Below are 21,284 nucleotides of genomic sequence, written 5' to 3'. Positions count from 1 at the left end.
TCACCCATTTCAAAGGAGAAAGACATGGCAGATTACGTCATCGCCATCGACCAGGGCACGACCTCGAGCCGCGCGATCATCTTCGACCGCAAGGGCGACATCGTCGCCACCGGTCAGAAGGAGCACGAGCAGATCCTGCCGAAGGCGGGGTGGGTCGAGCACGACCCGCTGGAGATCTGGCGCAACGTGCAGGAGGTGATCGGCCTGGCCCTCAGCCGGGCCGACCTCACCCGCCATGACATCGCGGCCGTCGGCATCACCAATCAGCGCGAGACCGCGGTGGTGTGGGACAAGACCACCGGCAAGCCGGTGTACAACGCGATCGTGTGGCAGGACACCCGCACGCAGGAGATCGTCGACCGCCTCGCGGCGGACGGCGGCGTGGAGCGGTTCAAGCCCGTCGTCGGCCTGCCGCTGGCCACGTACTTCTCGGGCACGAAGATCGCCTGGATCCTGGAGAACGTCGACGGCGCCCGCGCCAAGGCGGAGGCCGGCGACCTGCTGTTCGGCACCACCGACAGCTGGGTGCTGTGGAACCTCACCGGCGGCATCGAGGGCGGCGTGCACGCGACCGACGTGACGAACGCCTCGCGCACGATGTTCATGGACCTCGAGACGCTGGAGTGGCGCGATGACATCCTGGAGGCCTTCGGGGTGCCGCGGTCGATGATGCCGGAGATCCGCTCCTCCTCGGAGGTGTACGGTGCCGCCGAGAGCTCGTCGCTCCTGCGCGAGACGCCGATCTCCGGAATCCTCGGCGACCAGCAGGCGGCGACCTTCGGCCAGGCGGCGTTCAAGACCGGTGAGAGCAAGAACACCTACGGCACCGGATGCTTCCTGATCTTCAACACGGGCGAGAAGATCGTCCATTCGAAGAACGGGCTGCTGACCACCGTCGGGTACAAGCTCGGCGACGGTCCGACGCACTACGCCCTGGAGGGGTCGATCGCGGTGACCGGGTCGCTCATCCAGTGGCTGCGCGACCAGCTGGGCATCATCTCCTCCGCCCCGGAGGTGGAGGAGCTCGCCCGGCAGGTGGAGGACAACGGCGGCGTGTACATCGTCCCGGCCTTCTCGGGGCTGTTCGCGCCGTACTGGCGGCCGGATGCCCGCGGCGCGATCGTGGGTCTGACCCGCTACGCGAACAAGAACCACATCGCCCGCGCCGCCCTGGAGGCCGTCGCCTTCCAGACCCGCGACGTGCTCGACGCGGTGAACGCGGATGCCGGGGTGGACCTCACCGAGCTGAAGGTCGACGGCGGCATGGTCGCGAACGACGCGCTGATGCAGTTCCAGGCGGACGTCCTCGGCGTGCCGGTGGTGCGGCCGAAGGTCGCCGAGACGACCGCGCTGGGTGCGGCCTACGCAGCGGGACTCGCGATCGGCTTCTGGAACGGCCTGGACGACCTGTCTGCCAACTGGCAGGAGGACAAGCGCTGGGAGCCGAGCATGGACGAGGCCGAGCGCGACCGTCAGCTGCGGCTGTGGCGCAAGGCCGTGACGAAGTCGATGGACTGGGTCGACGACGACGTGAAGTGATCGGCGCCGGGGTGGCTGATCCTCGCTGATCACGCACGACGGCTGATCCACGAAGGGCGGGTCCGGATGCTCCGGGCCCGCCCTTCGACGTCAGTGGCACAGCAGCTCAGCGCTTGCCGAAGAGCTTCTGGATCTCGGCGAGGTCGGCCTCGGTAGGGCCGCCCGCGGCCGCACCTCCCCCCAGGCCGAATCCGGAGCCGGTCGGGTTCGCCGGTGCAGCGGCGAGGCCGGCGTTCTCCGCGGCGCGCTTGGCCGGGTTGCCGGAGCGGGAGCCGCTCTTGGCCTTGCCCTTCTTGCCGCCGCGCTTCGCGGACGCGCCCGGGCGGCCCATGCCGGGCATCGGGCCCATGCCGGGGATGTTCGGCATGCCGCCGCGGGCGACGGTCTTCATCATCTTCGCCGCCTGCTCGAAGCGCTGCACGAGCTGGTTGACGTCGGTCACGGTCATGCCCGAGCCTCGTGCGATGCGCAGACGGCGCGAGCCGTTGAGGATCTTCGGGTTACGGCGCTCGGCGGGCGTCATGGAACGGATGATCGCCTCGGTACGGTCGATCTCGCGCTCGTCGAAGTCCTCCAGCTGCTGCTTCATCTGGCCCATGCCCGGGAGCATCCCGAGCATCTTCTTCATCGAGCCCATCTTCTTCATCTGCTGAAGCTGGTCGAGGAAGTCCTCCAGCGTGAAGGCCTCGTTCGCGAGCTTCTCGGCGACCTTGCGCGCCTCCTCCTCGTCGAAGGCCTGCTGCGCCTGCTCGATGAGCGTGAGGATGTCACCGAGGTCGAGGATGCGGCTCGCCATCCGGTCGGGGTGGAACGGCTCGAGGTCGTCGAGGTTCTCCCCCGTCGACGCGAAGATGATCGGGCGCCCGGTGACCGATGCCACCGAGAGCGCCGCGCCGCCGCGGGCGTCGCCGTCGAGCTTGGACAGGACGACGCCGGTGAAGTCCACGCCCTCCTGGAAGGCCTTGGCCGTGTTGACCGCGTCCTGACCGATCATCGCGTCGATGACGAACAGCACCTCGTCGGGGTTGGTCGCCTTGCGGATGTCGGATGCCTGCTTCATCAGCTCGGCGTCGACGCCGAGGCGGCCGGCGGTGTCGATGATGACCACGTCGTGCAGGTGGCGGCGTGCGTGCTCCACGCCGTCCCGTGCGACGCGGATCGGGTCTCCGACGCCGTTGCCGGGCTCGGGGGCGTACACGGCGGCGCCGGCGCGCTCGGCGACGACCTGCAGCTGGGTGACCGCGTTCGGGCGCTGCAGGTCGGCAGCGACGAGCAGCGGGGTGTGGCCCTCCGACTCGAGCTGCTTGGCGAGCTTGCCGGCGAACGTCGTCTTGCCGGAGCCCTGGAGTCCGGCGAGCATGATCACCGTCGGCGGGGTCTTCGCGAACTCGAGCCGGCGCTGCTCGCCGCCGAGGATCGCGATGAGCTCCTCATTCACGATCTGCACGACCTGCTGGGCCGGGTTCAGGGCCTTGTTCACCTCGTCGCCCAGGGCGCGCTCGCGCACCTTGGCCGTGAAGTCCTTGACCACCGTGAGGGCGACGTCGGCATCGAGCAGGGCACGCCGGATCTCGCGGACGGTGCCGTCGACGTCGGCGGGGCTCAGCTTTCCCTTCGTGCGCAGGTTACGGAAGGTCTCGGTGAGCCGGTCGGAGAGCGTGCCAAAGGTAGCCATGGTGCCTCCGATTCTACGCGAGCGGCGCCTCCCCCCTCTCCGGCATCCGACCTACTCCCAGGGCAACTGGTGGATGCTGCGCAGCGCCTCGTCGAACTGCGCCTCGAGCGACGCCTGGCCGGCCCCCTGCTCCGCCCACACGCGCAGCGAGGAGAGCACGGCGGCGGCGTAGGCGGCCCCGAGGATGTCCGCGGGGATGATGCCGATGCCGGCGCTCCGGGCGGCGGCGGCCACGGCACCGGCGATCCGCGCCTGACGCAGTCCCGTGTCGCGCAGCAGCTCCTCCTCCAGCCCCATCGCCCCGGCGTTCCGGAACGCGAGCGCGAGCGGGTCCGGTGCGAAGTCCTCGACGATGTACCGCAGGGCATCGGCCACGCGCTCCCCGGTGGCCTCCGTGCCCAGGGATGCCAGCGCGACGAGCACCTGGTCGATCCGGGCGTCCAGGCCCGACCACAGCACGTCGCTCTTCGAGGCGAAGTAGTTGAAGAAGCTCGAGCGGCTGACTCCGGCCCGGCGGGTGATGTCCACGATGGCGGTGGCGTCATAGCCCTGCTCCAGGAACAGCTCGCATGCGGCCTCGGCGAGCGTCTCGCGAGAGGATGCGCGCGGCCTACCGGCCCGGGACACCGATTCCATAGGCGTCACCTTACCCCGGGCCCGTACCGCGCGCGTGCCGCGTCGCACCGCGATCCGAACAGGCGTAAGGTGGTGACCGGTCTTTTCTTGGACTGCATCCAACAACTCGAAGGACGGTCATGATCGACATCCAGATCGCAGGCCTCGCTCCCGATTTCGTCCCCTACCTCGACGGATGGGATCTGCAGCGCCGCATCCACCGCGAGGTCGTGGAGGGAAGCCGTCCCGACACGCTGCTGCTCCTGGAGCACGAGGCGGTGTACACCGCCGGCAAGCGCACCGAGCCGCACGAGCGCCCGAAGGACGGGACGCCCGTGGTCGACGTCGACCGCGGAGGCAAGATCACGTGGCACGGGCCGGGACAGCTCGTCGGCTACCCGATCGTGCGCCTGCCGGAGCCCATGGACGTCGTCGCGCACGTGCGGCGCCTGGAGCGGCTGCTGATCGAGGTGCTCCGCCCGTTCGGCGTGGACGGCTACCAGGTCGAGGGCCGTAGCGGCGTCTGGGTGCGCCGGCCGTTGTCCGAGGACAAGGTCGCCGCGATCGGCGTGCGCGTGCAGCAGGGCGTCACCATGCACGGTTTCGCGGTGAACTGCGACAACTCGCTCGCCGCGTTCCGCGGCATCATCCCGTGCGGGATCACGGATGCCGGTGTCACCACCGTCAGCGAGGTGAGCGGACGCGCGGTCTCCCCCGCCGACCTGGTCGACGCGGTCTCCGCCGCCTTCACCGCCGAGTACGCGACGGAGGTGGCCGCATGAGCGCCGCTCCGGAGGGACGCAAGCTCCTGCGCCTCGAGGTGCGGAACGCGCAGACGCCGATCGAGCGGAAGCCGGAGTGGATCCGCACCAAGGCGAAGATGGGCCCGGAGTACAAGGCGCTGCACACCCTGGTGAAGGACGAGGACCTGCACACGGTGTGCCAGGAGGCCGGCTGCCCGAACATCTACGAGTGCTGGGAGGACCGCGAGGCGACCTTCCTCATCGGCGGCTCGCAGTGCACGCGCCGCTGCGACTTCTGCCAGATCGACACCGGCAAGCCCGCCGAGTACGACACCGACGAACCGCGCCGCGTCGCTGAGAGCGTGCGCCGGATGGGACTGCGGTACGCGACGGTCACCAGCGTCGCCCGCGACGACCTGCCCGACACCGGCGCCTGGCTGAACGCGGAGACCGTCCGCAAGATCCACGAACTCAACCCGAACACCGGCGTCGAGCTGCTCGCGAACGAGCACAACGCGGACCCGGCGTTCCTCGGCCAGATCTTCGACGCCCGGCCCGAGGTGTTCGCCCACAACGTCGAGACGGTGCCGCGGATCTTCAAGCGCATCCGCCCGGCGTTCAAGTACGAGCGCTCGCTCAACGTGATCACCCAGGGCCACGAGGCGGGGCTGATCACGAAGTCGAATCTCATCCTCGGCATGGGCGAGGAGCCGGAGGAGGTCGTGCAGGCGCTGCACGACCTCCACGAGGCCGGATGCGACATCATCACGATCACCCAGTACCTGCGGCCCTCGCCGCGGCACCTGCCGGTGGCGCGCTGGGTGAAGCCGGCCGAGTTCGTCGAGTTCAAGGAGGAGGCCGAGCGGATCGGGTTCCTCGGCGTGCTCGCCGGGCCCCTGGTGCGCTCGTCCTACCGGGCGGGGCGGCTGTGGGCGCAGTCGATGCTGTCCAAGGGCCGGGAGATCCCGCCGCACCTCGCGCACATCGCGGAAGGCGTGGAGCAGGGGTTCGCGCAGGCGGTCTGAGAGGCGTTTCGTCTCGCTCCGCCTGCGGCGGTGCTCGCTCGACGACCGGGGGGCGGCGGTCCTCGCTCCACGACCGGGGGCCGGACCCTGAGCGTGTCGAAGGGTCGGGCGACGCTTCGACACGCTCAGCGTCCGCTCGACCTCAGTCGGCGCTCATCACGGACTGGACCGAGCCGTCGGAGCCGAGGTTCACCAGAAGGACGTCGTCGGTGGCATCCGCGTCGAGGGCGTACTCGAGCACCGCGAACGGCTCCGAACCCCCGTGCTCGTCGGCGAGGATCGTCATGCTCATCAGGCGCAGCGAGCGGATGATGTCGACCGCGGCATCCCCGCTGACGTCCACGAGCACCGCGGTGAGCTCCTCGCCGTAGGCCTCCTGCTGCTGGAGGATGTACTCGGTCACCTCGCTGGTGCGTTCGTCGACCTCGGAGAGCATGCTGCGGCGGGCGACGGCGTCCACGTGCTCGAGACCAGCGATGAGCGCGGCGGCGACATCGAGCGCCTCCGGCGACACGTCCTCCTGGTCCGGCGCGGTCAGGTCGACGGTGACCGACTGATCGCCGAACTCGACCCGCTCGGTCCAGAAGATCGACCCGTCCGGACCGGAGGAGAGGACTCCGAAGTAGTCGTGCTCGATCGCCATATCGCTATGAAACCAGCCGCATGCCCGGGACGGTAGCCCTACGCGCCGACCAGCGACTGGACGAACACGTGCGGCGTGAATCCGGTGAGGTCGTCGATGCCCTCGCCCTGTCCGAGCAGCTTCACGGGGATGCCGGTGCGCTCCTGCACGGCCAGCACGAAGCCGCCCTTCGCGGACCCGTCGAGCTTTGTGATCACGAGTCCGGTGACGCCGGCGTGCTGCAGGAACGCCTCCGCCTGGAGCACCCCGTTCTGGCCCGTGGTGGCGTCCAGCACGAGCAGCACCTCGCTGATCGGCGCCTGCTTCTCGATGACACGGCGCACCTTGGACAGCTCGTCCATCAGCCCGCCCTTCGTGTGCAGGCGGCCGGCGGTGTCGATGATCGCGATCTCGATGCCGTGCTGCTTGGCGTACTCGACGGTCTGATACGCCACGGAGGCCGGGTCCTGCCCCTCGTGCTGCGGTCGGACCATCGCCGCACCGGCGCGCTGGGCCCAGGTGGCCAGCTGGTCGACGGCGGCGGCGCGGAAGGTGTCGGCCCCGCCGACAACGACGCTGCGCTGGTAGCCGCGCAGGAACTTCGTGAACTTGCCGATCGTGGTGGTCTTCCCGACGCCGTTCACGCCGACGACGAGCACGACCGCCGGCCGCTCGGAGAGCTTCAGCGTGGTGTCGAACCTGGCGAACCGCTCCTCGAGCGTCTCGCGCAGCATCCGCTGCAGGTCGCGCGGGTCGGTGGTGCGGTACCGGTCGACCTTCTCGCGCAGCTCGTCCAGGAGCTGCTCGGTGATGTCAGGCCCGAAGTCGGCCGTGATCAGCGCGGTCTCGAGGTCCTCCCACGTAGTCTCGTCGATCGTGGGCTTGACGAACATGCCGCGCAACGCGCGGCCGAGGGACCAGGACTTCTCCGCCATGACTCCAGCCTAGGGTGCGTTCGCACGCGGGCATGGACGTTTCGTCTGGCTGGAGCGCGGCGCCTGAGCCTGTCGAAGGGCGCTCGACGAGCGGGCGGCGGCGGGGGTCGGGACTCGGCGGGGTCGGGAGGCGGGGGTCAGGAGGCGGCGGCGCGGTCGCCGACCCGCTGGCCGACCACGGCGGAGACGCCGTCCTGCCGCATGGACACCCCGTAGAGGGCGTCGGCGATCTCCATGGTGCGCTTCTGGTGCGTGATGATCAGCAGCTGCGAGCTCTCCCGCAGCTGCTCGAAAACCGTCAGCAGACGCCCCAGGTTGGCATCGTCGAGCGCGGCCTCGACCTCGTCCAGGATGTAGAACGGGCTCGGCCGCGCCTTGAAGATCGCCACGAGAAGAGCCACCGCCGCCAGCGACCGCTCGCCGCCGGAGAGCAGCGACAGCCGTTCGATCTTCTTGCCGACCGGCCGCACCGCGACCTCGATGCCGGTGGTGAGCATGTCGTCCGGGTTCGTGAGCGAGATGCTGCCGGAGCCGCCCGGGAACAGCAGCGGGAAGACCTCGCCGAACGCCTGCTTGGTGTCCTCGAACGCCGCGGCGAAGATCGTCTGCATCCGCTCGTCGAGCTCGGCGATGATCGTGAGCAGGTCCTGCCGGGTCTTGGTCAGGTCCGCGAGCTGCTCGGTGAGGAAGGCGTGCCGCTGTTCGAGCGCGGCGAACTCCTCCAGGGCGAGCGGGTTCACCCGGCCGAGCTGCGCGAGCTTGCGCTCGGCGTCCTTCAGGCGTCGCTCCTGGATCCGCCGATCGAACGGGATCGCGGTGTCCTCGGAGCCGTCCTCGGCACCCGGGTCGCGAGGAACCGGCTGATCAGGGCCGTATTCCGCGACGAGAACGTCCTCATCGAGGGCGAGCTCGGAGGCGACCCGCTCCAGCAGGCTGTTCAGGTGCAGCTTCTTCTCGTGGATCTGCAGCTCGAGGCCGTGCACACTCTCGGTGAGGCCGGCGAGCCGCTCGCGCAGCGAGGTCTCCTGCGCGCGCAAGGCGGTGAGCTCCTCGTTGTGCGCGCTGCGCGCCGCCTCAGCCTCCGCGAGGGCGACGCGCGCCTCGGTGACCGAACGGTCGAGCGAGTCGAGCACCCGAGGCAGCTCCTCGGCCACGCCGGATGCGGCCGCGCGCTGCGCCCGGCGGATCACCGCACGGCGGGCGGCCTCCTCGGCGGCGGCCCGCTCCTGCTCGCGCTGACGCTCCAGAGCGGCGACCCGGGCCTGCGCGGCCCGCACCCGCTCGCGGAGCGTCTCGATCTCCAGCCGCGCGCGCACCTCGCCCTCCCGCGCGGCCTCGAGCGCCTCCAGCAGCCCGTCCCGTGCGGAGGCGTCAAGCACGGGGCGCGGCGTGGACTCGGCTTCCTCGAGCTCGGCCTTCGCCCTCGCAGCCGCCGCCTCGGCATCCGCCACCGCCGACTGCGCCTGACGAAGCCCGGCCTCGAGACGCTCACACTCGGCGACCGCCGCCTCATGCCGCACCGTGATCCGGTTCACCTGCTCGGCGTGGGCGGCGAGGGCCGCATCGTGCTCACGCAGCGCGCGCAGGGCCTCCTTCGCCTCGCGCCGTGTCTCCTCGACCCGTTCGGTGGCCTCGGTGCGCGCCTCGCGGAGGCTGTCGACGATGACGCGGACCTCGTCGAGACGCTCGGCCGCGGCATCCCGCTCCGCGGCCAGCTCCAGGCGGGACGTCTCGCCGGAACCGGCGCGGACGGTGTGCGCGGTGACCACCTCGCCCGTCCGCGTCACGATCGTGGTCGTCCCGTCCCCCGCCGCGGTCAGCGCGGCGTGGGCGCGGCGGGCGGCATCCAGGTCGTCGGCGACCAGCACGTGGGACAGGATCGCCTGAACCCCCGGCGGAGCGGTGGCGACCTCGACCGCCGGGACGGTGCCGGGGATCTCCGGCAGCGACGGCGAAGCTGCGCCGGCCTCCGCGATCACGAAGTCGACCATCCCGCGGGCGCCGGCGACCAGAGCGAACGCGTCTTCGGCGCGGTCCACCAGCACGCCCTCCGCGAGCGGGCCGAGCACCGCGGCGACGGCCGCCTCGAAGCCCGCCCGCACCTGGACGGCGTCGCCGACCAGTCCGCGCACGCCGCTCCCGCCGTTCGCGACGATCTCGGCCGCGCCGCCCGAGAGCGCCAGGGCGCTGCTCAGCGCCGCGGCCTTGGCGGTGAGGGCATCCGCCTCGCGCTCCGCCTCGTGCAGCCGCTCGCGGAGCGCGTCGCGCTCGGCCTCCGCCGCGGTGAGACGCTTCTGCGCGTCCTCGTAGGCGGCCGCGTGCTCGGCCGCGGTTCCCTCCGGTGCCTCGGCGTCCTCGATGGCCTCGAGCGCCTCCGCGGCCTCCCGACGCCGGGTGTGCGCGGCCTCCAGGGCGTTCTCCTGCCGCAGCACCGCGCCGCGGACGGCGGCGAGGGCGGATGCCGCGGCGTCGGCGTTGCCGCGCAGGGCGGTCAGCCGCATGTCGTACTCGGAGACGAGGGCGCTCTGCTCGGCGATGTCCACGTCGAGGGTGTCCAGCTCGGCACGGGCCTGCATCACCTCGCGGCTGGCCTGCGCCGCGGCATCCTGTGCGTCGCCGAGCCCTTCCGAGATCCGCGAGATCTCCGCCTTCGCCTCGTCGATGGTGTCCTGCGTGACCGTGATGGCGGTGACGGCGTCGTCGTCCTCGGAGCCCAGCAGCGCGAGGCGCTGGTTCGCGAGCGTGAACAGCCCCCGCATCCGCTCCTGCACCTGCTCGAGGCCGAAGGCGACGCGGCGCGCCTCGTCCACGGCGGCGGAGTTCTGCTCGCGCTCGAGCCGCTGGATGGCGGCGCGCACTCCGTCGAGCTGCTCGGACAGCACCAGCCGCTCGGTGTGGCGCTCGTGCTCGGTGCGGGTGTGATCGGCGAGTGCGGTCCGCAGCGCGACCACGTCGTCGGCGAACAGGCGCGCCTTCGCGTCGCGCACCACGGCGGCGATGGTCTGCGCCTCGCGGGCGATCTCCGCCTGGCGCCCCAGCGGCTTCAGCTGACGCCGGATCTCGCCGGCGAGATCGCTGAGGCGGGTGAGGTTGGTCTCCATCGCCTCGAGCTTGCGGAGGGTCTTCTCCTTGCGGCGGCGGTGCTTGAGGATGCCGGCGGCCTCCTCGATGAACCCGCGGCGGTCCTCGGGCGAGGCCTGCAGCACGGTGTCCAGCCGGCCCTGACCGACGATGACGTGCATCTCCCGCCCCAGGCCGGAGTCGCTGAGCAGCTCCTGCACGTCCAGCAGCCGGCAGTTGGAGCCGTTGATGGCGTACTCGCTGGACCCGTTGCGGAACAGGGTGCGGCTGATCGTCACCTCGGAGTACTCGATCGGCAGCGCGCCGTCGCTGTTGTCGATCGTGAGCTGCACCTCGGCGCGCCCGAGCGGTCCGCGCGTGGAGGTGCCGGCGAAGATGACGTCCTCCATCTTGCCGCCGCGCAGGGTCTTGGCTCCCTGCTCCCCCATCACCCAGGCGAGCGCGTCGACGACGTTCGACTTGCCGGAGCCGTTGGGCCCGACGATGCAGGTGACCCCGGGTTCGAAGACGAAGGTCGTGGGCTGCGCGAAGGACTTGAAGCCCTTCAACGTCAGGCTCTTCAGGTGCATGCCGGCGCCTTCACGATCGGGAGAATCACGTGCATACGCTACCCGAACGGCCGTCCCGGGCCGGGATCCCGCGCGGGCGGGAGCCTGTTCGCGCAGCTTCCGACACGCCGATGAATCATGAGGATGCTTGACGCGCCGACGGAAACCCCGCTAGCGTGACTGCTCGATCGCCTGAAAGGAGGTAACCGATGATGATCACGAAGCTCGACGCCCGCCACACCGGCTGGAACGCGACGCACGTGACAGCGCGATACCGTGCGCTCGCGGTGACCTCCGCCGGCGTCCGCGGCCTCCACGCGCTCAGCACCGTTTGCTAGCAGCGCACCACCGCCGCCCGACCGTCTCCGGATCTCTCGTCCGGACACCGATCCGCGCGTCCGCCTTCTGAGCGGCCGCCCTCCCCGCCCACCGGGCGCTCCGCATCCGCTGCGGTCGCCTCAGGGCCTTCCCCCGGATGCCCGGCGACCGCCGTTCCGGCGCACCTCGGCATCCGTCTGCGACCTCTCGCACCCATCACCACCTGAAGGACACATCGTGAACACCACCGTGCGTTCCCTGGACGACACCACCGGGCGGCTCAACCGGAGCACGACCCACCCGCCGGATACCGGGGATCGTCAGATCCTCACCATCCCCGACCGGGACGATCGGCAGCGGCTGACGCCCGCCGAGCGCCTCACCCTTCGCATCGGTCTCTGGCTGCAGCGCAGCATCCGTGCCGTCCAGCGGCAGGAGATCCGCGTGCAGGAGCACGCGGAGCGGCACGAGAGCGCGCGCCTCGCCCTCAGCCAGCGCGAGGCGATGATCCTGCTCACCTACGACCTGCAGCGTCAGCTGCGCTGAGAGAAGGACGCCGTGATCGTTCCGCTTCCCGCCGGGGCGACCCTGCGTCCGCTCGAGCTTCCGGCTCGGGCGGACGCGGGGCCCACCCCGCTCATCCGCGCGTACGCCGACGTGCGCAACACGTCGCTGCACGAGACCACGGGGCGCACCGACGCGTTCCGCACCGCCGAATCCCTGCTGCCGATGCTGCGCTCCACCCCGGAGCAGCGCCGCCGGCAGTGGTACGTCGAGCAGGACGGCGAGATCGTCGGATGCTGCGCCACCACGATCCTGCTGGACGACGGCGGCGACACCGGCATGATCGGCATCGCCCTCCTCCGCCGGGTCTGGGATCAGGGCATCGGCGGCGCCGTCCTCGCGCACGTCGAAGCGGAGCTGCGCGCCGCCGGGGTCCGGAGGCTGCTGAACTGGACCGAGCACGCCGAGACCGCCGGGGCGGACGTCGACCGTCTCCCGTCGCCCACCGGGTACGGATCGGTACCCCACGACCACGCGGCCCGGTTCCTGCTGCGGCACGGCTACCGACTGGAGCAGGTCGAGCGGATCAGCCGCTTCATCTGGACCGGCGACAGCGTCGCGCACCTGCAGCGGCTCCTGGACGAGGCGCGCTCCCACGCGCCCGGATACGGCATCGTGCAGTGGATGCTTCCGACACCGCCGGCACGGCTCGACGGCTACGCGCTGTTAAAGTCGCGCATGTCCACCGACGTGCCGGATGCGGATCTGGACATGCCGGCCGAGGCGTGGGACGCCGACCGCGTGCGCCGGCACGACGACCTGTACGCGGTCCGCGGCTCCTCGGTGCTCGTGACCGCCGCCGAGGAGGTGGCGACGGGTCGTCTGTGCGCGTTCAACGAGCTCGCCATCACCGCCGACCACACCACCGCCACGCAGCAGGAGGACACCCTCGTGCTCGCCGAGCACCGCAGCCGCCGGCTGGGAATGCTCGTGAAGACCGCCGGCCTGTTGACCTGGCGCGAGCGCTTCCCGGAGTCGCCGTACGTGATCACCGCCAACGCCGAGGAGAACCGGCCCATGCTCTCCATCAACGAAGCCATCGGCTTCACCCCGATCGCCTACGAAGGCGCCTGGAAGAAGGAACTGACATGACCACGCTCGCCGAGGAGCTCACGATCGCGCCGCTGACCGTCCCGGCGGCGCTGGACGCCGCCGACGCCGCCGACTTCCTCGCCTACGCGGAGCTGAACCGCCGCGTGTGCGCCCACGACGCCGGCCTTCCGGAGCTGGCGCCCAGCGCTCAGGAGATGCTGCCGGACTGGCTGGACGCGACGGACCGGCTGCAGCTGGGCTTCGTCGCCCGCCGGCAGGGACGACTGGTCGGGGTCGCCAGCATGACCCTCGCCCAGGAGGACGGGTCCACCACGGGCGAGTCCGACGTGCTGATCGAGCCGGACGCCTGGAGTACGGCGTGGGGCCCGCGTGCCGCCGCCGCGCTTCTGGCCGCCCTCGAGGACGAGGCTCGGCGCCGCGGGCGCACAAGCCTGCAGACGTGGACGCTGCACCGACCGGGCTCGGCCGATCGAACGCTGATCCCTGCGACCGGCTGGGGACGGGTCGCCGCCACCGAACTGAGCGAGACGCTGGAGAGCGCCGGGTACCGGCTCGAGCAGGTGGAACGCAACAGCGAGTTCGATCTGCAGGGCGACACCGCCGGATTGGAGAAGCGTCTGGCATCCGCCCTGGCATCCGCCGGGCCGGACTACCGCGTGGTCGCCTGGACCCTGCCCACGCCGCCCGAGCACCAGGACGGGTACGCCCAGGTGCTGTCGCGGCTGGCCACCGATGTGCCCAGCGGCGATCTCGCCATCGACGAGGAGCGCTGGGATGCGGCGCGCGTCCGCCGCCGCGACCGCCGGTTCGCCGACAGCGGCCAGACGGTGTCGGTCGCGGCCGTGCAGCACGTCCCGACCAGCGCGCTCGTGGCCTACAACGAGCTCGTGATCGGCCCCGACCTCACCGGCGTCACCCACCAGTTCGGCACCCTGGTGCGCAAGGAGCATCGCGGGCACCGGCTCGGCACCATCGTGAAGTGCGCAAACCTGCTGCGCTGGCGCTCGATCGCCCCGGCGTCGCCGAAGGTGTCCACCTTCAACGCGGAGGAGAACCGCCCGATGCTGGACATCAACGAGGCGCTGGGCTTCGTGCCGGTCTCCTATACCGGCGCCTGGCAGAAGCGCCTGTCCTGAAACGGCGCGGTCGTCGAGCCGCACCGGAGTCATCCCCGGGGATGACGCCTCCGGTCCGGGATCATCCGCTGGTGCGATGACCCGGATCGGGGGCCCGGAGGACGCTGGAGGTATGAACGACACCGTCCTGCATGCACGATCCCTTCGGAAGAGCTACGGCCCCACCCGCGCGCTCGGCGGCGTCGATGTCATCGTCGCGCGCGGCGAGTCCGTGGCGATCATGGGCGCCTCCGGGTCGGGGAAGACGACGCTGTTGCACGTTCTGGCCGGAATCATCGTGCCGGACGGCGGTGCGGTGACGTTTGCCCCGGCGGGCGGCGCGCCGGTCGAGGTGGCGTCGCTGTCGGAGAGCGCCCGGTCACGGCTGCGGCGGGACAGGTTCGGGTTCGTGTTCCAGCAGGGACTGCTGATCCCGGAGCTCACCGCGATCGAGAACGTGGCGCTGGCGCTGATGATCAACGGCATGAAGCGCCAGGAGGCGGTGCCGCACGCGGCCTCCTGGCTGCAGGCGCTCGGCCTGGCCGGCATGGAGGATCGCCGCATCGTCGAGCTGTCCGGCGGGCAGGCGCAACGCGTCGCGATCGCGCGAGCGCAGGTCACCGGGGCGGAGCTGATCTTCGCGGACGAGCCGACCGGCGCCCTGGATTCGCACACCTCCGCCGAGGTGATGGACGCCCTGCTCTGGTCGACGACCGGACAGGGGCGGACGCGATCGTCGTCACGCACGACCCGCAGGTGGCCGCGCGGTGCGGTCGCACGGTGTCGATGCGGGACGGCGTCATGGCCGGGGCGGAGGTGGCGGCGTGAACCTCTCCGTGCTGCGGATGCTGCTCCGCCCCGAGCCCGGCAACACCGCGACCCTGGTCATTCCGGCATCCGCCTTCGCCGTCGTGACGACGCTGGTGCTGACCGTCGTCGGCGGCGCGCAGGCGTTCTGGCGCTGGGACCACGACGACGCGCTCATCTACCAGGCGCTGGCGGCGGTGGCGCTGGTGCTGCTCGTCGTGCCGCTCGCCTCGCTCGGCGGCGCGGCGGCGCGTCTCTCGGCACGGCGGCGGGACGAGCGGCTGTCGACGCTGCGTCTGCTCGGCATGACCCCGGCCGGCGTGGCGACGCTCACCGTCCTCGAGTCGACCCTCGTCGCCGCGATCGGCGCCCTCGCGGGGGTGCTCGGTCACCTCGCGCTGGCGCCTGCGATCGCTCTCATCCCGTTCCGCGGCGAAGCGCTCGGGCTGGACGCCGTGCTGCTCGGCGCCCCGGCGATGCTCGCCGTCTGCGCCGGGGCCGTGCTTCTCGCCGCGGTCAGCGCGGTGCTCGGGTTGCGTCGTGTGGTGATCTCGCCGCTGGGCGTGCGGACGCGGGCGCAGCCGGCATCCGTGCACTGGCTCCGTGCTGTCGCAGGCGCGGCGCTCCTCGGGCTCGCGGTGCTCCTCGCCCAGTCGGTGCCGGCGATCGCGGCGGCGGTGTCGATCGCCGCGGTGCTCGCGGTGCTGTTCGGCGGCACGCTGGCGCTGCTGAACCTCATCGGGCCGTGGGTGCTGACGGCGATCGCGACCCGGCAGGCCCGCCGTGCGCAGACGCCGGAGCGCCTGCTCGCGGCCCGCACCGTGCTGGACGCGCCGAAGGCCGCGTGGCGGCAGGTCGGCGCCATCGCGATGGCGAGCTTCATGGCCGTGTTCGCCGGCACGGGCGTCTCGCTGATGAGCACCATGAGCGCGGAGGGCGCGTCCGCGCAGGATCTGACGCTGGTGCCGGACATGCGGACGGGGCTGAACATCACGCTGGTCGGGTCGTTCCTCATGGTCGCGGCCTCGGTGGGCGTCACCCAGGCGGCGGACGTGCTCGACCAGCGTCCGCTGCACCACAGCCTGCATCAGCTCGGGGTGCCCCTGCGGACGGTGGATGCCGCGCGGCGGCGGGCCATCATGTCACCGCTCGTGGTCACCGCACTCGGCTCGGCGCTGTGCGCCGGCGTGGTGGTGTTCCCGCTGCTCGGGATCGCGCTGATCGTCGCGCCGGTGTCGCTGCTCACGATCGCACTCGTGCTGGCCGCCGGGATCGCGGTCGTCGGGCTGAGCACGCTGGCGACGCGGCCGATGCTGGCGAGGGCTTTCGCGTGACGGCGGGGCGGGTGAGGTCTGCGGCACGCCGCGCCTCTAGCGCCTCCGCTGGCACCTCGGGCAGTAGTGCGACGACCGGTTCATGAACGCCTCCCGCCGGATCGGGCCGCCGCACCGCGGGCACGGCCGGCCACCGCGGCCGTAGGCGTTCAGCGAGTGTGCGAAGTAACCCGCCTGCCCGTTCACGTTCACGTACTGGGCGTCGAAGCTGGTGCCGCCCTCGGCGAGAGCCTTCTGCAGCACGAGCCGCACCTCGCCGAGCAGGCGCCCGACGGCCTGCGCCGACAGCCTGCCGCCGGACGTCTCGGGGTGGATGCGCGCGGCCCACAGCGACTCGTCGGCGTAGATGTTCCCGATGCCGCTGACGAGGGTCTGGTCGAGCAGGATGCGCTTGATCGCGCTCGACCGTCGGCGCGCCGCGATCGTGAACGCCGCATCGTGGAAGGCCGGATCGAGCGGGTCGCGCGCGATGTGGGCGGCCTGCGCGGGGATGCGGGCGAGGTCGCTGCCGAAACCGCCCGGCGCGCCGTCCGGGGTGTCCCGCAGCTCGTCCACGGCGAGGGAGCCGAAGGTGCGCTGGTCGCTGAACACCACGGCGAGTTCGCCGTGCGCGGGGTGCGCGATGTGCATCCGGATGCGCTCGTGCCGCTCGCGCGGGGCATCCGGTGTGCGCAGCAGCATCTGGCCGCTCATGCCGAGATGCGTCATCAGTGCCGCACCCCCGCCTTCGAGGGGCATCCACAGGAACTTGCCGCGGCGCGCCGCGCCGAGGATGCCGGTGCCCTCGAGCCGGCGGACGAAGTCCGCGGCGCCGGCCGGATGCCGGGTGAGGGCGCGCTCGTCGAGCACCTCGACGGCCTCGATGCGGGCGCCGACGACGGCGGGTGCGAGGCCGGCGCGGACGACCTCGACCTCGGGGAGCTCAGGCACGTTCGCTGAGCGTGCGCCACGCGCTGAGCGCCGCGGCCATCTCGGCCGTCTTCTTGCTGGTGCCCTCACCCGTGGAGACCACGTCGCCGACCGTCACGGTGGCGGTGAACACGCGGTTGTGGTCGGGGCCGTCGGATGCCACCGAGTACACCGGCGGCGGCGCGCCCAGCCGCGCCGCGAGCTCCTGCAGGCTGGTCTTCGGATCCATGGCCGCGCCGTACCGCTCCGGGTTCGCCAGCAGCGGCTCGGTCAGCCGGAGCACCAGCTCGGTCGCGGCATCCGGACCCGCCGACAGGTATGCGGCACCGAACACGGCCTCCATGGTGTCGGCGAGGATCGAATCCTTGTCACGACCCCCGGTGAGCTCCTCACCGCGTCCGAGGCGCAGGTGGGCGCCCAGACCGATGCCCCTTGCGACCTCGGCGAGGGCGACCGTGGACACGACGCTCGCGCGCCGCTTGGCCAGCTCGCCCTCGTCGAGGTCGGGATAGGTCGTGAACAGCATCACCGTGACGGCGAGACCCAGCACGGAGTCGCCGAGGAACTCCAGGCGCTCGTTGTGCGGGATGCCGCCATGCTCGTAGGCATACGAACGGTGCGTCAGAGCTCGTCCCAGGAGCTGCTCGTCGATCGCGACGCCCAGCTTCTCGGTGAGAGGCCTCTCCCCCGCGGGGACCTCGGTCACCATGGGGAGATCAGATGTCGGCGACCTTGCGGCCCTTGTACTCGAGGAAGAGCTCGGTGCCCTGCGAGTCGGTGACGACCTTCGCCTGGTGCGGACGGCTGTAGACGACCTTGCCGTTCTCCACGGTCTTCACGAGCGCGGGGGCCTCGGCCTTCCACTGCGCGCGACGCGAGCGGGTGTTGGAACGGGAGACCTTGCGCTTCGGGGGGTTACCAGCCATGACTAGCTCTCTTCTTTCTCGGCGGCGCGGCCATCTGCCTCGCCGTCCTGGTCTGTGATCTGTCGGAGCGCGCTCCATCGAGGATCGATGGGAGCGGTGCTCTCTGCTCCGGCGCTTCCGGTCAGCTTCTCACCCGTGTTCGGGTCGAGACCCGGGCAGTCCGGCTGACACACCGGCTGAAATGGAAGCGACAACACGATCGCATCCCTGACGAGAGTTTCAAGATCCACGTGGTCGTCTTGAACCTCGAAGTCAGTTTCTTCCTCACCAGGATACGCGAAAAGCTCCTGGAACTCGACTTCGACGGGCGCGGTGATGTCGGTGAGGCAGCGTCCGCACACGCCGACGTAGTCGGAATCGGCGGTTCCGGAGACGAGGATGCCCTCGTGCACCGACTCCAGGCGGACGTCGAGGTCGACGGTCTCCCCCGCCTCGACGGAGACGATGCCCTCACCCCACTGCTCGGCGAGGGTCACCTGGAAGCGGTGCTCGCGCATCTCGCCCGGCTTGCGAACGATGTCGCGGACGGGGAGGACGAAGGGGCCGTTCAGTCGGGATTTCACCCCGCCATGCTACCGGCCTGCACCTGGCAGCGGGCCGTGCCGTCGGCTGCGGCGGTGTCAGAGGCCGCGGGCGCCGGTGTCCAGGAACGCCGCGACCGCGGGCGGCACGAACGGCGAAACGTCACCGCCCAGGGACGCCACCTGGCGCACCAGCGAGCTGGAGACGAGGGCGTGCGCGGGGTCGGGCAGCAGGAACACGGTCTCGATGTCGGCGAGGTGCCGGTTCACGATCGCCATCGGCGACTCGTAGGCGACGTCGACCTGCGAGCGGATGCCCTTGACGAGCACTCCGGCGTTGACGTCGCGGGCGTAGTCGACGAGCAGGCCCATGCTCCACGAGCCGACGATGATGTGCCCCTCCAGGCCGGCATCCGCGATCGACTGCTCCAGCAGGCTGAGCCGCTGCGCGATCGGGAGCATCGCCTGCTTGCCCGGGTTGTGCACGACGAGGACGTGCAGCTCGTCGTACAGCCGGGCGGCACGCCGGATGACATCCAGATGCCCCAGCGTGGGCGGATCGAAGGAGCCAGGGACGACGGCGATCCTGCTGTTCACTGCCACTCCCTCGTTCGCTCGGTGCATCGCATCCCCCCAGCCTAGGACACCGCACCCTCGGCGCCCGCTGAGTGCGGCCCGCGCGCCAGTCCCGGCCGAGCGCTCAGTTCCTGCCGAGCGCTCAGGTCCAGCCGAGCTCAGTTCTTGCCGAGAGCGGCGCGGTCGTCCTCGGTGACGCGGCGCTCGATCGCGTCGCGGAGGCCGGCGTGGCGTTCCAGCGTCGGGTCGGCGGTGAGGATGTCCCGCGCGATGTCGCGGGCCTGCGCGATCAGCCCGGCATCCTTCACCACGCGTAGCAGACGCAGCGACGAGCGCGTGCCGGACTGCGTGGCGCCGAGCACGTCGCCCTCGCCGCGCAGCTGCAGGTCCACCTCCGCGAGCTCGAAGCCGTCCAGGGTGGCGGCGACCGCCTCCACGCGCTCGCGCGCGGGCGTCCCCGCCTCGGCCTCGGTGACGAGGAGGCAGAGTCCCGGCACGGATCCGCGGCCGACGCGGCCGCGCAGCTGATGCAGTTGGGAGACCCCGAAGCGGTCGGCGTCGAGGATGATCATGGTGGAGGCGTTCGGCACGTCGACGCCGACCTCGATCACGGTGGTCGCGATGAGCAGGTCGATGTCCCCGCGAGCGAACGCCTGCATCACGGCATCCTTCTCCTCCGACGCCATCCGCCCGTGCAGCACCGCCCGGCGCACCTGGGACAGCGTGGGATGCGTGCCGAGCGCTTCGTCGAGCTGCACCACTCCCCAGCGGGGGCCTCGGCCCTCCGCATCCGGCGGCGGCGCGTCGTCGGCCTCCACTGTGTCGCGGGCGGTGTCGATCGCCGCGCACACGGCGAACACCTGGCGCCCCTGCGCGATCTCCTCCCCCGCCCGTGCCCACACCCGCTGGAACCAGTTGGGATGGTCCGCGAGCGGGGCGACGTGTGTCTGGATGCCGGCGCGCCCGGCCGGCATCGACCGGATCACGGAAGTGTCCAGGTCGCCGAACACCGTCATGGCGACCGTGCGCGGGATGGGCGTGGCGGTGAGCACCAGCGCATGCGGGCTGGTGCCCTTCGCGCGCAGCGCCTCCCGCTGCTCCACGCCGAAGCGGTGCTGCTCGTCGACGACGACGAGACCGAGGTCGGCGAAGGTCGTGCGGTCGGCGAGCAGCGCGTGCGTGCCGACGACGATGAGCGCCTGGCCGGAGGCGACGCGCAGCGCGGCCCGCCGTCGTTCCGGCGCCGACATCTGGCCGGTGAGCAGCGTCGGCATCAGCTGCGGTGCGAGGTCGGGGCCGAGCATCTTCACGATCGAGCGCAGATGCTGCGCGGCGAGGACCTCCGTCGGCGCGATCAGGGCCGACTGCCCGCCCGACTCGGCCACCTGGAGCATCGCCCGCAGCGCCACGAGCGTCTTGCCGGAGCCGACCTCGCCCTGCACGAGCCGGTTCATGGGGCGGCCGCGGGAGAGGTCCTCGGCGATCTCGGCGCCGACAGCCTGCTGGTCCGGAGTGAGGGTGAACGGCAGCGCGGCGTCGAAGCGCTCCAGCAGTCCGCCGGTGCCGGAGGCGCGGGGAGCGGTCGTCAGCGCGCGGACGCGTTCACGCTGCTGCAGCAGCGCCGCCTGAAGCGTGAGCGCCTCGTGCATCCGCAGCGTGCGCACCGCCGGGTCGATGTCGCCGCGGGTGCGCGGCCGGTGGATGCGCTCGAGCGCCTCCCTCGCGACCAGCAGGCCCTCGCGGGTGCGGACCTCGTCGGGCACCGGGTCGGGCACGTCGCCGAGTCCGTCGAGCGCGCCCGCGACGAAGCTCGCGATCTGCCAGGACTGCACGGCGGAGGTGGCGGGGTAGATCGGGATGGGGATGTTCGCGCGGGCATCCGCGCTGCGCCGCGCGGCATCCTCGTCGTCGAACAGCTCGTACTGCGGATGCGCGAACTGCAGCACGTCGCGGAACATGCCCACCTTGCCGGAGAACACGCCGCGGCGCCCGGGAGCGAGCTGCTTGCTGCGCCACTCCGCCTGGTTCATGTTCTTCGCGAAGAAGGTGAGCGACATCGTGCCGACGCCGTCGCCGATCAGCACGTCGACCATGGCGCCCGGCTTGTTCCGCATCCGCCGCACCGTGGAGGAGAGCACCTCCGCGACGATCGTGACCGTCTCGCCGAGTGGCAGGTCGCGGATGGGCGTGAGCTCCCCCGGGTCGGCGTACCGGCGCGGGTAGTGCGCGAGCAGGTCGCCCACGGTCGTCATCCCGAACGCGCGCTCGAGCGTCTTCGACGGCGCACCCCCGACGGCCTGCGCGAGGGGCGTGTCGAGCTGGAACGGCATGATCCGAGTCTAGAGAGGGGCGCGGACGCCGCCCGCGGCGGGTGCCGC

The 21,284-nt window shown here is 71.4% G+C and carries 18 protein-coding genes and 1 pseudogene; 8 read left to right on the top strand and 11 right to left on the bottom strand.

Going from position 1 to position 21,284, the window contains the following annotated elements; genetic code table 11:
• Nucleotides 1–24 precede the first annotated feature (24 nt).
• Nucleotides 25–1,539, top strand: coding sequence for a glycerol kinase GlpK (gene glpK / locus JSY13_RS05555; RefSeq protein ID WP_259608019.1), 1,515 nt, complete (start codon nt 25–27; stop codon nt 1,537–1,539).
• Between the two features lie 106 nt (nt 1,540–1,645).
• Here the strand turns inward: glpK and ffh are convergent, their stop codons facing one another.
• A complete protein-coding gene (ffh, locus tag JSY13_RS05550; protein ID WP_259608018.1) occupies nt 1,646–3,214 on the bottom strand; it encodes a signal recognition particle protein in 1,569 nt (522 codons plus the stop codon).
• A 51-nt stretch (nt 3,215–3,265) separates the two neighbouring features.
• A complete protein-coding gene (locus tag JSY13_RS05545) occupies nt 3,266–3,850 on the bottom strand; it encodes a TetR/AcrR family transcriptional regulator (protein WP_259608017.1) in 585 nt (194 codons plus the stop codon).
• Between the two features lie 119 nt (nt 3,851–3,969).
• Between JSY13_RS05545 and lipB the strand changes: the two genes are divergently transcribed.
• Entirely contained in the window at nt 3,970–4,611 is a 642-nt protein-coding gene (gene lipB, locus JSY13_RS05540; RefSeq protein ID WP_259608016.1) for a lipoyl(octanoyl) transferase LipB, read from the top strand.
• On the top strand, nt 4,608–5,597 hold the full coding sequence (gene lipA / locus JSY13_RS05535; protein WP_259608015.1) for a lipoyl synthase: 990 nt from the start codon (nt 4,608–4,610) through the stop codon (nt 5,595–5,597). The genes lipB and lipA overlap by 4 nt, the downstream gene beginning before the upstream one ends.
• Before the next feature lie 142 nt (nt 5,598–5,739).
• Here the strand turns inward: lipA and JSY13_RS05530 are convergent, their stop codons facing one another.
• The 3 genes from JSY13_RS05530 to smc form a co-directional block, all read right to left on the bottom strand.
• Nucleotides 5,740–6,240, bottom strand: coding sequence for a DUF2004 domain-containing protein (locus JSY13_RS05530; protein ID WP_259608014.1), 501 nt, complete (start codon nt 6,238–6,240; stop codon nt 5,740–5,742).
• Nucleotides 6,241–6,278: 38 nt separating this feature from the next.
• Entirely contained in the window at nt 6,279–7,154 is an 876-nt protein-coding gene (ftsY, locus tag JSY13_RS05525) for a signal recognition particle-docking protein FtsY (RefSeq protein WP_259608013.1), read from the bottom strand.
• 137 nt (nt 7,155–7,291) lie between these two features.
• A complete protein-coding gene (smc, locus tag JSY13_RS05520) occupies nt 7,292–10,804 on the bottom strand; it encodes a chromosome segregation protein SMC (protein ID WP_259608012.1) in 3,513 nt (1,170 codons plus the stop codon).
• A gap of 534 nt (nt 10,805–11,338) precedes the next feature.
• On the opposite strand from smc, the gene JSY13_RS05515 reads away from it, so the two are divergent.
• The 5 genes and pseudogenes from JSY13_RS05515 (at nt 11,339) to JSY13_RS05495 (ending at nt 15,974) form a co-directional block, all read left to right on the top strand.
• The gene (locus JSY13_RS05515; protein WP_259608011.1) at nt 11,339–11,647 is read left to right on the top strand and encodes a hypothetical protein; all 309 of its coding nucleotides are present in this window, start codon (nt 11,339–11,341) and stop codon (nt 11,645–11,647) included.
• A 12-nt stretch (nt 11,648–11,659) separates the two neighbouring features.
• Nucleotides 11,660–12,757, top strand: a complete 1,098-nt coding sequence (locus JSY13_RS05510) for a GNAT family N-acetyltransferase (protein WP_259608010.1) — start codon at nt 11,660–11,662, stop codon at nt 12,755–12,757.
• Entirely contained in the window at nt 12,754–13,854 is a 1,101-nt protein-coding gene (locus JSY13_RS05505; protein WP_259608009.1) for a GNAT family N-acetyltransferase, read from the top strand. Before JSY13_RS05510 ends, JSY13_RS05505 begins: the two co-directional genes overlap by 4 nt.
• A gap of 112 nt (nt 13,855–13,966) precedes the next feature.
• A pseudogene (locus JSY13_RS05500) lies at nt 13,967–14,661 on the top strand (ABC transporter ATP-binding protein).
• Nucleotides 14,658–15,974: an FtsX-like permease family protein gene (locus JSY13_RS05495; RefSeq protein WP_259608007.1), complete on the top strand. Its 1,317-nt coding sequence runs from the start codon at nt 14,658–14,660 to the stop codon at nt 15,972–15,974. Before JSY13_RS05500 ends, JSY13_RS05495 begins: the two are co-directional and overlap by 4 nt.
• Before the next feature lie 36 nt (nt 15,975–16,010).
• On the opposite strand, the gene mutM is transcribed toward JSY13_RS05495, so the two are convergent.
• The 6 genes from mutM to JSY13_RS05465 form a co-directional block, all read right to left on the bottom strand.
• The gene (gene mutM, locus JSY13_RS05490; protein ID WP_259608006.1) at nt 16,011–16,904 is read right to left on the bottom strand and encodes a bifunctional DNA-formamidopyrimidine glycosylase/DNA-(apurinic or apyrimidinic site) lyase; all 894 of its coding nucleotides are present in this window, start codon (nt 16,902–16,904) and stop codon (nt 16,011–16,013) included.
• Complete coding sequence (rnc, locus tag JSY13_RS05485) at nt 16,897–17,592, bottom strand: ribonuclease III (RefSeq protein ID WP_259608005.1); 696 nt, start codon at nt 17,590–17,592, stop codon at nt 16,897–16,899. The genes mutM and rnc overlap by 8 nt, the downstream gene beginning before the upstream one ends.
• A 7-nt stretch (nt 17,593–17,599) precedes the next feature.
• On the bottom strand, nt 17,600–17,809 hold the full coding sequence (gene rpmF, locus JSY13_RS05480; protein WP_040165203.1) for a 50S ribosomal protein L32: 210 nt from the start codon (nt 17,807–17,809) through the stop codon (nt 17,600–17,602).
• Nucleotides 17,810–17,811: 2 nt separating this feature from the next.
• Nucleotides 17,812–18,360 (bottom strand): YceD family protein, encoded by a 549-nt coding sequence (locus tag JSY13_RS05475; protein WP_259608131.1) that lies wholly within the window; start codon nt 18,358–18,360, stop codon nt 17,812–17,814.
• Between the two features lie 69 nt (nt 18,361–18,429).
• Nucleotides 18,430–18,927, bottom strand: coding sequence for a pantetheine-phosphate adenylyltransferase (gene coaD / locus JSY13_RS05470; RefSeq protein ID WP_259608004.1), 498 nt, complete (start codon nt 18,925–18,927; stop codon nt 18,430–18,432).
• A 137-nt stretch (nt 18,928–19,064) separates the two neighbouring features.
• On the bottom strand, nt 19,065–21,236 hold the full coding sequence (locus JSY13_RS05465) for an ATP-dependent DNA helicase RecG (RefSeq protein ID WP_259608003.1): 2,172 nt from the start codon (nt 21,234–21,236) through the stop codon (nt 19,065–19,067).
• Nucleotides 21,237–21,284 lie beyond the last annotated feature (48 nt).

The sequence above is a fragment of the Microbacterium neungamense genome, from assembly GCF_024971095.1.
Lineage (GTDB): Bacteria > Actinomycetota > Actinomycetes > Actinomycetales > Microbacteriaceae > Microbacterium > Microbacterium neungamense.
The sequence above is the reverse complement of the archived record's forward strand: the minus strand, read 5'-3'. Positions and strand labels throughout refer to the sequence as shown.

Bases quoted from the DNA above. Each gene is read 5' to 3' on its own strand.
- glpK (WP_259608019.1), top strand. From the start codon at position 25: ATGGCAGATTACGTCATCGCCATCGACCAGGGCACGACCTCGAGCCGC.
- ffh (WP_259608018.1), bottom strand. From the start codon at position 3,214: ATGGCTACCTTTGGCACGCTCTCCGACCGGCTCACCGAGACCTTCCGT.
- JSY13_RS05545 (WP_259608017.1), bottom strand. From the start codon at position 3,850: ATGGAATCGGTGTCCCGGGCCGGTAGGCCGCGCGCATCCTCTCGCGAG.
- lipB (WP_259608016.1), top strand. From the start codon at position 3,970: ATGATCGACATCCAGATCGCAGGCCTCGCTCCCGATTTCGTCCCCTAC.
- lipA (WP_259608015.1), top strand. From the start codon at position 4,608: ATGAGCGCCGCTCCGGAGGGACGCAAGCTCCTGCGCCTCGAGGTGCGG.
- JSY13_RS05530 (WP_259608014.1), bottom strand. From the start codon at position 6,240: ATGGCGATCGAGCACGACTACTTCGGAGTCCTCTCCTCCGGTCCGGAC.
- ftsY (WP_259608013.1), bottom strand. From the start codon at position 7,154: ATGGCGGAGAAGTCCTGGTCCCTCGGCCGCGCGTTGCGCGGCATGTTC.
- smc (WP_259608012.1), bottom strand. From the start codon at position 10,804: ATGCACCTGAAGAGCCTGACGTTGAAGGGCTTCAAGTCCTTCGCGCAG.
- JSY13_RS05505 (WP_259608009.1), top strand. From the start codon at position 12,754: ATGACCACGCTCGCCGAGGAGCTCACGATCGCGCCGCTGACCGTCCCG.
- rnc (WP_259608005.1), bottom strand. From the start codon at position 17,592: ATGGTGACCGAGGTCCCCGCGGGGGAGAGGCCTCTCACCGAGAAGCTG.
- rpmF (WP_040165203.1), bottom strand. From the start codon at position 17,809: ATGGCTGGTAACCCCCCGAAGCGCAAGGTCTCCCGTTCCAACACCCGC.
- JSY13_RS05465 (WP_259608003.1), bottom strand. From the start codon at position 21,236: ATGCCGTTCCAGCTCGACACGCCCCTCGCGCAGGCCGTCGGGGGTGCG.